The sequence below is a fragment of the Saccharothrix obliqua genome, from assembly GCF_019375475.1.
Taxonomy (GTDB): Bacteria; Actinomycetota; Actinomycetes; order Mycobacteriales; family Pseudonocardiaceae; genus Actinosynnema; species Actinosynnema obliqua.
Genome location: NZ_JAHXGQ010000013.1, coordinates 144,679 through 158,540 on the forward strand (window position 1 = coordinate 144,679; position 13,862 = coordinate 158,540).

At 70.7% G+C, this 13,862-nt stretch carries 14 protein-coding genes and 2 tRNA genes; 7 read left to right on the top strand and 9 right to left on the bottom strand.

Going from position 1 to position 13,862, the window contains the following annotated elements; all coding sequences use genetic code 11:
• Positions 1-238 precede the first annotated feature (238 nt).
• Entirely contained in the window at positions 239-949 is a 711-nt protein-coding gene (locus KZQ38_RS31620) for a hypothetical protein (RefSeq protein ID WP_219447393.1), read from the top strand.
• 155 nt (positions 950-1,104) lie between these two features.
• The gene (locus KZQ38_RS31625; protein WP_219447394.1) at positions 1,105-3,081 is read left to right on the top strand and encodes a carbamoyltransferase family protein; all 1,977 of its coding nucleotides are present in this window, start codon (positions 1,105-1,107) and stop codon (positions 3,079-3,081) included.
• Positions 3,082-3,405: 324 nt separating this feature from the next.
• Here KZQ38_RS31625 and KZQ38_RS31630 read toward each other — a convergent pair whose 3' ends face one another.
• The gene (locus KZQ38_RS31630) at positions 3,406-3,978 is read right to left on the bottom strand and encodes a hypothetical protein (protein ID WP_219447395.1); all 573 of its coding nucleotides are present in this window, start codon (positions 3,976-3,978) and stop codon (positions 3,406-3,408) included.
• Between the two features lie 193 nt (positions 3,979-4,171).
• Here KZQ38_RS31630 and KZQ38_RS31635 point away from each other — a divergent pair, with 193 nt between their 5' ends.
• Complete coding sequence (locus KZQ38_RS31635) at positions 4,172-4,672, top strand: toll/interleukin-1 receptor domain-containing protein (RefSeq protein WP_219447396.1); 501 nt, start codon at positions 4,172-4,174, stop codon at positions 4,670-4,672.
• A gap of 63 nt (positions 4,673-4,735) precedes the next feature.
• Here the strand turns inward: KZQ38_RS31635 and KZQ38_RS31640 are convergent.
• The 3 genes from KZQ38_RS31640 to KZQ38_RS31650 all read right to left on the bottom strand — a co-directional run bounded on the left by KZQ38_RS31640 (position 4,736) and on the right by KZQ38_RS31650 (position 5,985).
• A tRNA-Ile gene (locus KZQ38_RS31640) sits at positions 4,736-4,813 on the bottom strand.
• An 85-nt stretch (positions 4,814-4,898) separates the two neighbouring features.
• The gene (locus tag KZQ38_RS31645) at positions 4,899-5,744 is read right to left on the bottom strand and encodes an oxygenase MpaB family protein (RefSeq protein WP_219447397.1); all 846 of its coding nucleotides are present in this window, start codon (positions 5,742-5,744) and stop codon (positions 4,899-4,901) included.
• Positions 5,745-5,913: 169 nt separating this feature from the next.
• A tRNA-Asn gene (locus KZQ38_RS31650) sits at positions 5,914-5,985 on the bottom strand.
• 136 nt (positions 5,986-6,121) lie between these two features.
• On the opposite strand from KZQ38_RS31650, the gene KZQ38_RS31655 reads away from it, so the two are divergent.
• Positions 6,122-6,361, top strand: a complete 240-nt coding sequence (locus KZQ38_RS31655; RefSeq protein ID WP_219447398.1) for a hypothetical protein — start codon at positions 6,122-6,124, stop codon at positions 6,359-6,361.
• A gap of 5 nt (positions 6,362-6,366) precedes the next feature.
• Here KZQ38_RS31655 and KZQ38_RS31660 read toward each other — a convergent pair whose 3' ends face one another.
• From KZQ38_RS31660 to dnaG, 3 genes are read right to left on the bottom strand one after another with little or no spacing between them, the layout of a single operon-like run.
• The gene (locus KZQ38_RS31660) at positions 6,367-7,116 is read right to left on the bottom strand and encodes a trans-aconitate 2-methyltransferase (RefSeq protein WP_219447399.1); all 750 of its coding nucleotides are present in this window, start codon (positions 7,114-7,116) and stop codon (positions 6,367-6,369) included.
• A 41-nt stretch (positions 7,117-7,157) separates the two neighbouring features.
• Positions 7,158-7,667 carry a hypothetical protein gene (locus KZQ38_RS31665; RefSeq protein ID WP_219447518.1) on the bottom strand — a complete coding sequence of 170 codons (510 nt, stop codon included), beginning with the start codon at positions 7,665-7,667 and terminating at the stop codon, positions 7,158-7,160.
• Positions 7,667-9,559 carry a DNA primase gene (gene dnaG, locus KZQ38_RS31670; protein WP_219447400.1) on the bottom strand — a complete coding sequence of 631 codons (1,893 nt, stop codon included), beginning with the start codon at positions 9,557-9,559 and terminating at the stop codon, positions 7,667-7,669. Before dnaG ends, KZQ38_RS31665 begins: the two co-directional genes overlap by 1 nt.
• 33 nt (positions 9,560-9,592) lie before the next feature.
• On the opposite strand from dnaG, the gene sigJ reads away from it, so the two are divergent.
• The gene (gene sigJ, locus KZQ38_RS31675; RefSeq protein WP_219447402.1) at positions 9,593-10,483 is read left to right on the top strand and encodes an RNA polymerase sigma factor SigJ; all 891 of its coding nucleotides are present in this window, start codon (positions 9,593-9,595) and stop codon (positions 10,481-10,483) included.
• A 708-nt stretch (positions 10,484-11,191) separates the two neighbouring features.
• The gene (locus KZQ38_RS31680) at positions 11,192-11,848 is read left to right on the top strand and encodes a dioxygenase family protein (protein ID WP_219447404.1); all 657 of its coding nucleotides are present in this window, start codon (positions 11,192-11,194) and stop codon (positions 11,846-11,848) included.
• 45 nt (positions 11,849-11,893) lie between these two features.
• Here KZQ38_RS31680 and KZQ38_RS31685 read toward each other — a convergent pair whose 3' ends face one another.
• Positions 11,894-12,460: a carboxymuconolactone decarboxylase family protein gene (locus KZQ38_RS31685; RefSeq protein ID WP_219447406.1), complete on the bottom strand. Its 567-nt coding sequence runs from the start codon at positions 12,458-12,460 to the stop codon at positions 11,894-11,896.
• Positions 12,461-12,567: 107 nt separating this feature from the next.
• Here KZQ38_RS31685 and KZQ38_RS31690 point away from each other — a divergent pair, with 107 nt between their 5' ends.
• On the top strand, positions 12,568-12,786 hold the full coding sequence (locus tag KZQ38_RS31690; RefSeq protein WP_219447408.1) for a hypothetical protein: 219 nt from the start codon (positions 12,568-12,570) through the stop codon (positions 12,784-12,786).
• On the opposite strand, the gene KZQ38_RS31695 is transcribed toward KZQ38_RS31690, so the two are convergent.
• On the bottom strand, positions 12,756-13,802 hold the full coding sequence (locus tag KZQ38_RS31695) for a serpin family protein (RefSeq protein WP_219447410.1): 1,047 nt from the start codon (positions 13,800-13,802) through the stop codon (positions 12,756-12,758). The genes KZQ38_RS31690 and KZQ38_RS31695 overlap by 31 nt on opposite strands.
• Positions 13,803-13,862: the final 60 nt, after the last annotated feature.

Consider the following 13,862-nt stretch of genomic DNA (forward strand, 5'->3'; position numbering starts at 1 on the left):
TCGCCACGCCGTCCGCCCCCTACCCCGCACCCCGCACCCCGCACCCCGTCCACACCTACCCCACGCCCCGCCACACCGTCCGCCGCCGCGCCCCACCACACCGTCCGCCCCCGACCCCCGCGCCCCACCACACCGTCCGCAGCCCGGCCCGAACCGGCCGCCACCGTCCCGAACCACCCGGCGGCGATTCCGCATTTTCCGGGAGAAGCCGAGCCCGTCCCGCCGGAAAATCACCACCATGCGGGTTCCTGAGCAGCGGGCGCTGCTGGGCGTCGACGTGGTGGGCTCGGCGCGGAACGAGGGGTACCACCTCGACACCGTGCGGGTAGCGGTGGAGGAGATGGTTCGCGACGCGCTCGCCACGGCGGGCCTCGGCCGCGGTGACGTGCTGGAGTGGGAGTCGACCGGTGACGGCGCCCTGCTCACCCTGCCGAGCCGCCGGTTGGGCGCGGTGCTCGACGCCGTGCACCACCTGGAGGCGCTGGCGGAGGAGCACAACCGCAGGCGCAGGCCGGACATCCGGCTGCGGCTGGCGGTCGAGGTCGGCCCGGTGGGCCCGCACCCCGGCTACTACGCGCCGAAGATCTCCCTCAACCGGATGCTCAACGCCCCGGCGTTCAAGGACCTCGTCGCCCGGTGCTCCGGGATGAACACCGCGCTCATCGTGTCCGCCACCGCCTTGCGCGACGCGTTCGGCGGCGATTACACGACGCACGTCCGCCGAACCGATTTCAGCCCCCTGGAGGTGCGGGACAAGGAATTCGCGGAAACCACCTGGGTGCGCGTACCGGGTTTCGACACCCGCACCGCGACCGCCGTGGCCCCACCCGACGAGCCCGAACCGGAATATCAGGGGCGCGTGGTGAACGTGGTGAACGGCGCGTTCCACGGCGTGCAGGCGAACGTGGTCAACGGCGGCATCCACCTGGGAGCGCCGCCGCCCCGTTGACCACCCCGCCCCGCGGCGCACCCGGAGCACCGCACCCGCGCTTCGCGATGCCGTAGGCCCCGCCGCGCACCCGCCTGCACCTGGGACGTTCGGCAGTCGCCGAACCGACCGATCAGCGGTGTCCCGGCGATCCGGGCCCGTGGTTCGGTGACGACATGCTGACTCTGGGGATCAGTGGGCACTTCGACCTGGTGCCGGACCTTTACCGCAGCTACATGCACGACGCGGCGGCGTGCCTGGTGCGTGACGGTGAATTGGTCGCGGCGGTGGAAGAAGAACGGTTCAACCGGATCAAGAAAACGAACCGCTTCCCGTCCGGCGCGATTCAGGCGTGCCTCGACCTGGCCGGCGCGCGGACGTCCGACGTCGACGCGATCGGTTACTACTTCAACCACCGGTTCACCGACCTGGGCCTGGCGAACTTCCACGCCGACGTCCCGGCGCAGCCGGTGCGCTTCGCGCGCGAAGTGCTGCACGGCCTGCTGAAGGACCGCTTCGACTGGGACCTGCCGGACGACCGCCTCCTGTTCACGCAGCACCACGTGGCGCACGCGTGGTCGTCCTACGCCCGTTCCGGCTTCTCCGACGCCCTCGTGGTGGTCTTGGACGGCCGCGGCGAGGTCGTGTCCGGCACGGTGTACCAGGGGCGTGACGCCGAGCTGCACGAGCTGCACACGTACTCGGTCCCCCAGTCGCTGGGACTGCTGTACCAGAACGCGATCGGCCAGGTCGGCTACGGCTTCGGCGACGAGTACAAGGTGATGGGCCTTGCCCCGTACGGGAACCCGGAGACGTACCGCGAGCACTTCGCCCGCCTGTACGCGCTGCTCGACGACGGCGAGTACCGCCTGACCCCGTCGATCCCCGACTTCAACCCGACGCTGTGGCCGTTCCAGGAGATCGGTTTCACGCCTCGCCGCGCGGGTGAGGAGCCGACGCAGCAGCACAAGGACTTCGCCGCCGCGCTCCAGGAGATGCTGGAGACGTTGGCGATGCACGTCTTCACGCACTGGGCGCACAAGACCGGCGCCCGCGCGTTGTGCTTCACCGGCGGCGTGGCGCACAACAGCAGCCTGAACGGCCTCATCCTGCGCTCCGGCCTGTTCGAGAAGGTGTTCGTGCACCCGTCGTCGCACGACGCGGGCGCGGCCGAGGGCGCGGCCATCCACGCCGCCCGCGTCCTGGGCGACCGCCGCACCCGGCACACCCGGCTGACGACCGCGTCCCTGGGACCGACCCCGGGCACGCCCGCCGAGGTCACGCGCGACCTGGCGGCGTGGTCGGGTCTGCTGGACGTCCACCGGCCGACCGACGTCGTCGCCGCCACCGCCGAGCTGCTGGCCGAGGGCAAGGTGGTCGGCTGGGCGCACGGGCGTGCCGAGTTCGGCCCGCGGGCGCTGGGCAACCGCAGCATCCTGGCCGACCCCAGGCCGGTGGAGAACCGCGACCGGATCAACGCGATGGTGAAGAAGCGCGAGGGTTTCCGCCCGTTCGCACCGGCGGTCGCGGCGGAGGCGGCGGACACCTACTTCGACCTCACCCCCACTGCCGCCGACCACGCGTTCATGGGTTTCGTGGTGCACGTCCGCGAAGCCCACCGCGCCACGCTCGGCGCGGTGACCCACGTCGACGGCACGGCGCGGGTGCAGGTGGTGTCGGCGGACGCGAACCCCCGGTTCCACGCGTTGATCAACCGGTTCGGCGAACTCACCGGCGTGCCGGTGCTGCTCAACACGTCGTTCAACAACAACGCCGAGCCCATCGTGCAGACCGTGCACGACGCCATCACCACGTTCCTGACGACGGAGATCGACGTGCTGGTCGTGGAGGACCACCTGATCACCCGCCGCGCGCCGACCACCGAGCTGCTGGACGACCTGGTCCCGAAGCTGCGCCCGGACACCCGCCTGACCCAGCACTGGCAGGTCGGCGAGCCACCCGTGGGAGAGATCTCCCTGGCCCACTCGGCGGGACCCCGGGCAACCCTCACCCCGGAGGTCTTCGACCTCCTGTCCAAAGCGGACGGCGAAACCCCGTTGTCCGCCCTGGGCCCCCTCACGCCACTGACCCGGTCCACCCTGTACACCCTCTGGCAGCAGCGCTTCTTCACCCTCTCCCCGAAGGGCGCCTGACCACAGGTCGGTCACCACGCCGCGGTCCGCGCGGGACGCCTCGTCCTGGCGGACCGCGGTGAACAGCCGGTCGACCTGTGGTGCGCCCCCGGCGACCTGCCGCTGTCCCGGTCCACGTCCCGCCAGCCGCCGTCCGCCCGCCGCGACGGTTCGTGAGCGGGCGGAGTGTGCGGCTGGTTCAGCGACGAGATCATCCGTCCCCGCCGCATCATCGGTTGCACTTGGACGCCGGTCGACTCCAGTACAAGCGCGACGTGCCTTGACCGCCCGACTCGACCGCCACAGGCACCTCCGCACGCCAGGCACCGCGGTGCCCCACCCGGGTCAACGAGTGACGATCACAAGCACCGCGGCTGCCACGAACGAAATCAACGCGAACCGGAACGTGTGGATGCCGTACCTCATGTGCTTGTGCCTGCGCTGGTGCTGCAAAATTGCCGTCCACAGTTCGGCCATCGCGCTCTTGTGGACATCGTCGATCGACTGGGCCGTGACGGTCGTCGCAAAGTTGCTATAACCGTCGACCGATGCCAGCGTGTCACCCCAGTTGAACATGAACCTACTCGGGATCTCCTTCCTGTGCATTCGCCGAGTGGTACGCCAAGCAGCTACCGCGTTGGTACAGAATGTCAGTGAAACAACAGTCAACACGATCGTCACAACAGACAGGGTGCGCATCAGAAGCACCACCCAGAAAGCGATCCCGGATGCTTGCAGAAACGCGTTGGCCTCCAGAATAGAGGCGGCCAGCAACGCCGCATCCGCGCTCAACAGGACAGCCGCACGGGACGACGTCGATGCCCGCATGCGATCATATCTGTCAATCTGCCACTGAATTAATCGCAGCGTATCCCAGGAGTGGGTAGATAAACTGCAGTGCGCCGTCGTCTCAGCCACTTGAGTCCATTCGATTATTGGGCTGCGGATATGTGACGCGTATCACCACGACACCGGTCACGTGCCCACCGTAGCGCACGCGCACCAGCGTAGACTAGCCTCTCGGGCGCGTCGGGGACCCGAACGGATCACGCGCCGAACGTCTCCGCGTAGCAGCCGAAGCATATCGGTCCCCTCCAGACAGGATCGCCACTTGACTTCGATATTCATCAACTACCGGAGACGAGATGACGCCTACGCCGCAGCCTTGTTGGACTACGGGTTATCCCAACAGTTCGGCCCGGAAAGCGTTTTCCGAGCAGGCCGATCGATTCTCGCCGGCGAGGATTACGAGGTCGGCCTGAGCACAGCGTTGGACTTGTGCTCAGCCATGGTCGTCATCATCGGTCCCGACTGGCAGGATTCTTTCGATGCCTCCGCGGACACGAGCGACTGGGTGGTGATCGAGATATCACGAGCCTTGAGGAGGAACATACGGGTGATTCCCGTACTGCTGTCCGGGACGGAGCGCTTGCGCGCCGACGCGCTACCGCCGGAGCTGAAGACCCTGGCAAGGCTGCAATACCTGAGATTCGACTACCGGAATATATCTCAGGACCTGGCGCACATCACCGCTGAAATCCGGCGAGCGGTGCCTGAACTCGCGACTGCGCAGCCTTCGGATCCTCGTGTCGCCCGGGAATCGTCACGGTAGGAGGTCACGCGGTCACGGTGACGAGCACAGCTGTTACTTCGTCACCGCGAACCCGGAACGACGTGGTGGGGCGGGTGGGGCTCGAACCCACGACCTGACGGATTATGAGTCCGCTGCTCTGACCAGCTGAGCTACCGCCCCCTGTTGCGCGGTTCAGGAGAGTACAGATCGGCGGTCGCCACGTCTCGACAACCCGTCAGCACGTGACCAACCCGTGTGCAAACGGCTACGGGGCACCGAGGTCCGCCGGGCGGTAACCCACCGGGTAGCCGGGGTACGTGCGGTTGCCCGGGTCGTTGGTGAGACGCGGTGTGGTGCGGGGCGGCAGGTGGCGGACCAGGCGCGCCCTCAGGCGGAGCGCCGTGCGGCCGAGCGCGCCCACCCACGGGTGCGGCGCGGTGAAGCCGAACGCACGCACCATGCGGTCGTCCAGCATCGCCACGGCGGCCTTCGCGGTCAGCGCCCGCGGCGCGGGGTACCACGAGCAGAACAGGTCCAGCGTGTACTGACCGATCCGACGGTTCGTGTCGCTGTACACGAACTCCTTCTCCTCGTACGCCCGCTTGAACGCCAGGAACTCGTCATAGGTCTCCGGCACGTCCCGGATCGCCATACGCGCACCCACGGCGCGGTAGAAGTAGAACGCCGCCAAGCGCTCCTGCCGGGTCAACGGCCGCCACCCGAACCGCTCCAGCCAGTCGATGGGCTCGTACACGAACGTCGACAACACGTACTTCATGTCGTCGTTGGCGATGTCGTACCGACCGTGCAGGCGGTTCACCACGCGCAGCGCCTCCTTGCCCCGTGGCGAGTCGTAGCCGTGGTCCACCAGCTCCGCCATGAGCAGCGCGGTGTCGTCGTAGCGCTTCTGCGGCCGGTGCTCGAACTCGCCGGTCCGGGCCAGCAGCGACGAGATGGACGGCACGCAGTACGTCTTGAACAACGCGAACTCCAGCGCCCGCACGTAGTCCCACGGGAACTCGTAGGCCGATGACACCCGCATGATGCGTTCGTGGTCCCGCACGGGGTCCAGGGACTCGATGAGGCGGCGGTTGGCGAAGCGGTCCGACATGTTCCCAGCGTGCCGCACCGGACCGCCTCCGTCGGTGTGTCAAACGGGTGATCAGGGTTTGCGCCGCCCGGCTCCGGGTCACCCTGGGACCGGACTTCGGGGAACGGGGACGACGCATGGACAGACGAATCAGCCCCCGTCCGTGCTGGACGAGGGCTGACCCTGAAAGCTCCCCCAACTGGATTCGAACCAGTAACCCTTCGATTAACAGTCGAATGCTCTGCCGTTGAGCTATGGGGGAATGTTCGGTTGTGCCGCCCGGCCTCGCGGCCTGACAGTGCACAACTCTAGCGCATCGTGGACAGTGCTCGCACACACCCCCTCCTTCTGCGGCAGGATGGGACTTGACCAGGCACAACAGCACGGGAGGAGATCCCATGAAGGGCATCCTGTTCGGCGCGGCGATCGGCTACGTCCTCGGCGCACGCGCGGGTCGCCACCGGTACGACCAGATCGCCCGCGCGTTCCGCGCCGTGGCCGACCACCCGGCCGTGCAAGGGGCCGCGGGTGTCGTCCGGGCCAAGGTGAGCGAGAAGACCGGTTTCGGGCGGCGGCGGGCGCAGACCAACGGGTACCACCGCGACCCGGTGATCCCCGCGGAGCCGGTCAACCGCTGACGCGCCTAGCGCACGCGGGCCACGGCGAAGATCCGCCGGAACGGGAACCAGGTGGCCCCGTCGGCCCGCCGCGGGTACGCGGCCCGCAGCCGGGGCGCGAGCGCGGCCCGGAACTCGGCCCACGCGGCGTCGTCCAACGCCGCCCGCACGGGCCGCAGCGCGGTGCCGCTGATCCACTCCAGGACGGCGTCCGGCCCGGTGAGGCGCTGGAGGTAGGTGGTCTCCCACGCGTCGACCTCGGCGGCGTCACCCAGCACGTCGGCGTAGCCCGCCGCGTCGAGCACCGGGTCCACCCGCATCAGCCCGGTCAGCTCCGGCCACGAGGACGCCACCAGCTCGCGGGTGAGGGCGTGCGACGGCCCGTCGAAGTTGCCGGGCACCTGCACGCCCAGCCACGCCCCGGACGGCAGCGCGCCCACCCACTTCCGCAGCAGGTCCGGGTGGCCCTCCACCCACTGGAGGACGGCGTTGGTCACCACGACGTCCGTGTCGTCGGACGGCGTCCAGTCGGCCACGTCCGCCACCCGGGCGTCCACGCCGTGCTCCCGCGCCGCCGCGACCATCTCCGGTGACGAGTCGAACGCCGTCACGACGGCGTCGGGCCACCGGGCGACGAGGGTCCGCGTCAGGTTCCCCGGCCCGCAGCCGAGGTCGACGACGCGACGCGGCGAGTGCGCGCCGATCCGCGCCACCAGCTCGTGGAACGGCCGCGAGCGGTGGTCGGCGAAGGACAGGTACGCCACCGGATCCCACATGACTCTCACAGTACGCGCGTACTGCTTTTTGTCGAGGGGGTTCAGTCGACCGGCTTGAGGCGGGCGATCTTCGCCGCGACCTCCTCGGCGATCCGCCGCACCCTGGCCACGTCGACACCCGCGTCCGGCCGGACCTGGAGCACCACGCCGTCACGCCCCGGCACCTTGCGCTGGAGGAACCACGCGCCCGGCTCCTCGTGCCGGTGCCGCACCCGGATCGACGCGGTCACCCTGGCGTGCACCACCTCGGGCACCTTGCCCGGCGTCGCCAGCGGGTACCGGACCGGCGGCAGGTCGCGCAGCACCACGGCCTCGCCCGCGACGCCGTCCTCCTCCGCCTCGACCACGGTCAGCGCGCCACCACGCCACACCGCCTTGGACAGCAGGTGCCACCCGACGCGACGCGGCCCCGGCAGCCACAGCCCCAGGGACGTCGCCACCAGGAACCCGTCACCCGTCGCCGCCGACGCCAGCACCCGCTCGTCCGCCTCCAGCGCACCGGTGAACCCGGCGGGCGCACCCGAGCCGAACAGCCTGCCCCACAGCCCCATCACAACCCGCCGACCGCTTGTTCGCCCAGTTCCTTGTGGTAAGCCTCAAGCGCGATCAGGTCGCCGAACAGGGCGCGGTACTCGTCGGCCTCCTCGACCGGCGACACCCGCCGCAGCCGCGACTTGATCTCCACGATCTGCGCGGCCACCAGCAGCTGCTGCAACCTGGTCAGCACGCTCTGCACGTACCGGTACTCGTCGTCGGCACGCACCTGGAGCGCCTCCACGGACAGCTCGGTGAGCACCGACCGCACGACCTGCTGGTCGCACTGGCGGCTGACCGCGTCCACGAACGCCGGCCCGGACAGCCCGCCCGACGCGCCGCCCGCCTCCCGGATCGCCCGGTGCAGCGCCTGGTACGCGGGGTGCGTGAACGCCTCGTCCGGCAGCGAGTCGTAGTACGGCCCGGCCATCTCCGGCAGTTGCAGGGCGGCCTTCAACGCCTCCCGCTGGTGCCACAGCCGGGGGTCGCGCGGGTCGGGCCGGGCCGGACCCTCGGCCTCCACGGCGAGCGTGCCCTGGTTCGGGTCCACCGGCCGCGGCCTGCCCTTGGCGGGCGCACGGCCGTTCGCGGTCTCCCGGACCCGCCGCACCACGGCCGCCTCGTCGTCCCAGCCGACCCACCAGGCCAGCCGCGTCGCGTACCCGTCGCGCTTGGCGCGGTCCTTGATCTGCGCGACGAACGGCACCATCTTCTTCAACGCCTCGACGCGGCCGTCGATCGAGTCCAGGTCGTACGCCTGCAACTGGGTCCTGATGGCGAACTCGAACAGCGGCGTGCGGCGTGCCACCAGGTCGCGCACGGCGACGTCGCCCTTGACCTGCCGCAGCTCGCACGGGTCCATGTCGTCGGGCGCGATGGCGATGTAGGTCTGCGCGGAGAAGTGCTGCTCGCCCTCGAACGCCTTGAGCGCCGCCTTCTGGCCCGCCGCGTCGCCGTCGAAGGTGAAGATCACCTCGCCGTTCATGTCGTCGTCGATGAGCAGGCGGCGCAGCACGTTCATGTGCTCGGCGCCGAAGGCCGTGCCGCACGACGCGACCGCCGTCGGGACGCCCGCCAGGTGCATCGCCATCACGTCGGTGTAGCCCTCGACCACCACGGCCTGCCGGCGCTTCGCGATCTCCCGCTTGGCGAGGTCCAGGCCGAACAGGACGGTGGACTTCTTGTAGATCGGGCTCTCGCCGGTGTTGAGGTACTTGGCCTGGATCGGGTCGTCGTCGAAGATCCGCCGCGCGCCGAAGCCCACCACGTCGCCGCCGAGGTCCCGGATCGGCCACAGCAGCCGGCGGTGGAAGCGGTCGATCGGGCCCTGCCTGCCCTCCTTGGACAGCTGGGCCTTGATCAGCTCGGTCAGCTCGAAGCCGCGGCCGAGCAGGTGCTTGGTGAGCCGGTCCCAGCCGGCGGGCGCGAAGCCGCAGCCGAACGTGCGCGCGGCGTTCTCGTCGAACCCGCGCTGCGCCAGGAACTCCCGCGCGGGCAGCGCCTCCGGCGAGGCGAGCTGCTCGGCGTAGAACTCGGCGGCGGCGCGGTGCGCCTCGATGAGCCTCGACCTGGTGCCGCGGTCGCGCTGCACCGTCGCGCCGCCGCCCTCGTAGGTGAGCCGGATGCCCGCGCGGTCGGCGAGCCGTTCGACGGCCTCCACGAAACCGAGGTGCTCGATCTTCATCACGAACGCGATGACGTCGCCGCCCTCGCCGCAGCCGAAGCAGTGGTACGTGCCGTGCGTCGGGCGCACGTTGAAGCTCGGTGACTTCTCGTCGTGGAACGGGCACAGGCCCTTCAGCGCGCCTCCGCCCGCCCGGCGGAGGGACACGTGGTCGCCGACGACCTCGTCGATCCGGCTGCGGTCCCGCACCAACGCGATATCGCTGTCCCGGATTCGTCCTGCCACGGTCGCCGAGTCTAGTGCCGGCAGACTGGAGGGGTGACCGCAGCCGAGCAGACCCTGGCCGTCGCCTTCACGGAACAGCGGGCGCACCTGATCGGCGTGGCCTACCGGCTCACCGGCAGCGTGGCGGACGCCGAGGACGCGGTGCAGGAGGCGTGGCTGCGGCTGTCGCGGTTGTCGGACCGGGCGCGGGCGGAGATCGCGGACCTGCGGGCGTGGCTGACCACCGTGGTGGGGAGGCTGTGCCTGGACCAGCTGCGGTCGGCCGCGGTGCGGCGGGAGCGGTACGTCGGTCAGTGGCTCCCCGAGCCGCTGGTCACGTCGTCCGAGGACGACCCGTTGGACGCGGTGGTCCGCGACGACGGCGTGCGGATGGCGGCCCTGGTGCTGCTGGACGAGCTGACGCCCGAGCAGCGGGTGGCGTTCGTGCTGCACGACGCGTTCGGGGTGCCGTTCGACTCCATCGCCGAGACCCTGGGGTGCGCCGTGGCGACGGCGCGGCAGCACGCGTCACGCGGCAGGCGAGCCGCGTCGGCCGCCCCTCCCCCGCCGCGCGTGCCGCCCACCGAGCACCGGGAGGTCCTGGAGAAGTTCCTGGCGGCGCTGGCGGCCGGTGACGTGGCGGCCGTGGTGGGGTTGCTGCACCCGGACGTCGTCGCGCTGGGCGACAGCGACGGCAAGGCGCGGACCGCGCTCAACGCGGTGGTCGGGGCGGAGAAGGTCGCACGCTTCCTGCTCGGCCTGGTGCGCAAGTACGGGGGGATACCGGCCGGCGAACCGGTTTTGGTCAACGGCGAGCCCGGCATGAAGTTCCCCGCCCAGGACAAGCTGGCGGCACGAGTGGCGGCGGTCGCCGTGCGGGACGGCCGGGTCGTGGCGTTCTACGACTTCGTGAACCCGGACAAGCTCCGCCACGTCACCTTCTGACCCGCCCGCCCTCCGAAACTTTCAGGGAGCCTCCCTGAAAGTTTCCGCCTCAACCACCCAGCGGCCCGCGCACCAGTCGCGATCCACCGGCCGCCGACCCGATCGCCGACAACTATCAGGCAGGCTCCCTGAAAGTTGGCCGGCCGCACCCAGCCGAAGAGCCGGCCCACGCATCCGCCCGGCCACCGCCCGGCCACCACCCGGCCGCCGGCCCGCGGCGCGCCCTATCAGCCGAACCGCGGGTCCCGTAGGCCAGCCCGGCCGATCTGCCGGGGCGGCAACCGCGGCTGTCCCCGCGGCCCAGCGTCGACCGAGACGGGCTGCCGACAACGTCGCCCCGGCTCGCGAAACTTTCAGGGAGCCTTCCTGATAGTTAGGGCCGGTCGCGGTATCTATACAGGCAGGCTTCCTGAAAATTAGGCGGCTCGGCCGGGCCGATCGACCATCGCCGACCGCGAACACCGGCGGCGACGCGGATGCGGGCGGCGACGGAGGCTCGGGCGCAGGTGGGCGCGAGTCGAGGAGCGGACCCCGGGGTGCGGAGGCGCGAACCGGCCGCGAGGGGTGTGGGAGCGCGTGCAGTCGCCCTCGCGGCCACGCGGAGCAACCGACCCTCCACAGGGAGTGAACTGAACGGCAGATCCGCTTTGGTCTAGACCAAGATACGTTGAAGGGGCCGCCTTTCCCACCACGAGAGGACAGCCCCACATGACCGAGGAGTTCACCGACGACGGCACCACCCGCCGCTCCTTCATCACCACCGGCACCGCCGCCGTGGCGTTGACCGCGGCAGGTGTCGCGCTGGCCGGCAGCGCCCCCGCCGAGGGCCGCACGCTGCCCCCGACCCCCCAGTGCACCGACGGCGACGACACGCCGCCCGTCATCGAGGGCCCGTACTTCCGGCGCAACTCGCCGTTGCGCACCAACCTCCGCACGACGGGGGTCAACGGCGTGCTGCTCAGCCTCACCGGCTTCGTGTACGACCTCCGGTGCCGGCCGCTGGGCAACGTCCTGCTCGACTTCTGGCAGGCCGACCAGCGCGGTCAGTACGACAACAACACCACCGCCTACCGGGGCCGCGGACACCAGTTCACCAGCGCGAACGGCGCGTTCACGCTGGAGACGATCGTGCCCAAGGACTACCCGGGCCGCACCCCGCACATCCACGTGAAGGTGCAGGCCCCCCGCGGGCCGGTGCTCACCACGCAGCTCTACTTCCCGGACAACACCCAGGCGTACGGCATGAACGTCGGCGCGCTCAACCGCCGCGACGCGTACTACATCCGCGACACGGTGATCACGCTCGGCCCGCTGACCGGCAACCGCTACCAGGGCACGTTCGACTTCGTCGTCCGGACCGCGTGACCAGGGTGGATGGCCGTCCGGGAGACACGGCCATCCACCACCGCGTCAGGGCATCGGCACCCGACACGCGTCACCCGACGTGAACCCCTGGTCGGTGATGCCGAACGCGGAGTTGAACCGGGCGCGCTGGTTCTCCACCGCGATCAGGTAGGTCAACTCCACCAGCCCCCGGTGGCCGAGCCTGCGGTCCAGTTCGGCGACCTGCTCGTCGGTCACGGTGACCGGAGTGTCGGTCATCGCCTCGGCGTAGGCGAGTGCCAATTTCTCGATATCCGTGTACTTGTCCGAGGATTGGTACACGTGGATCTCACGCAACCGCTCCACGTCGAGCCCCTCGTGCTTGATCAGCATGGCGGTGAAGTCCACGCACCACGTGCAGCCGAGCTTGACCGCCGTCGCGTAGACCACCAGGTCGCGCAACGACGCCGGCAGCGTCCGCGCGGCACGCTCCACCCCCATCTCGTGCCGCGCGTTCGCCATCATCAGCCCGCGGTGGTGCGCGGTCATCGCGACCGGCTCCGGCACGGCGCCGAACCGCCGCTTCGCGAACCGGTACGCCAGCTTCACCAACGGGTTGGCCTGCTCGGTGGTGAGCACCGGGATCCTGGGCACGTCCCCTCCTCCACTCGGTGTGCACACCGGGGACGGGACGGGCCGCGGGAACGTGACACCTTCGAGCGACTGGGTTGGCCGGGCACGAGGGCCTACCGTCGTGCCCCATGACCAGCCTCACCCTGGAACTGGATCCCGAAGCCGCCGGCATGTTGGCGGGCACCCTGCTCACCGGCGACTCCTGCGCGGTGCGGGTCCGGCACGGCGACCGGGGCAGCGTCCTGCTGTGCGCCCTGCCCGGCCGCGACGGCGAGGGGATGCGGCTCCAGTTGCGCTTCCCCGACCGCGCGCCGGTTCAGGGCGCGACGACCTGGGCGAGGAAGTAGACCGCGCCGGTGCCGGCGTGCCGCACGAGGAACAGGTGCGGCCGGTCGACGCGGACGGTGCGGGCGGGCGGGTGCTCCACCACCGCGGTCAACCGCATCAGCACGGCCGTCGCCGCCGCCCCCTCGAAACCCCGCTCGTCGACCCGCAGCACGGCTTCGTGCACCACCTCGTCCACGTACAGCCGCGGGTCGGGGCTCAGCCCGGTGAGGTCGGCGGCCCGGGTGAACAGGGTCCGCACCCCGAGCCGCCGCAGCGGCGCGCCGAGGGCGGCGGACGTGGTGAGGTCCAGCTTCGGCAGGAACAACTCGACCCGCGCGTGGTCCAGGTCCGCCAACGCCGCGGGCACGCCCGCGGTGGGCCCCAGGTCGTCCTCCGGCAGCAGCACGACGGCCTCCACGCCGCCACGCGCGGCGATCGCCACCGCCTCCCAACCGGCGGCCCGGCCGTACCGCAGCGACGCCTCAAGGCGCATGGTCGCCACGTCGCCGACACCGCGGAACGGCCGGGGCGCGGTGTCGTGCACCGGGAACTCCTCGGCCCAGGCGCACTTCAGGTAGAGGGCGTTGACCAGGGCCGCCACCGTGTCCGCCTTGATCGAACCGGGCGACAGCAGCTCCGGGATCAACCCGCGCGTGGTGCGCGCGACGTCGGCGTTGACCAGCTCCCGCGCGCCGTCCGGGTCGTCGGCGAACGGCGCGGACCGCACGTCGCCACCGGGCCACGCCGACAGCTCGGCGAGGAACGCGTCCTCCAGCGGCAGGGCGTCCCACGCCCACAGGGTGTTGGCGACGGCGAACTCCGCGTCGTCGCCCACGTCCGAGTCCTTGAGCAACGCGGCGTTGTCCTCGCCGAGCAGGTCCACCAGCTCCCGCTCGGTGTCGCCGCGCGCGGCCTGCGCCACCATGCCGAGCGCGCTGGCCACGGAGTACGGCGACCAGCACGCGTTGCTCGTCCGGTCGGGCACGACGGCGTCGTGCAGGGCGAGGGCGAACCCCAGGTGCGCTCGATCGGGCACGGCGTCTCCTCCAGCTCTCGGGCAGGCCCGGACCCCGCCGTGCACCCGAGTGTGCCACCG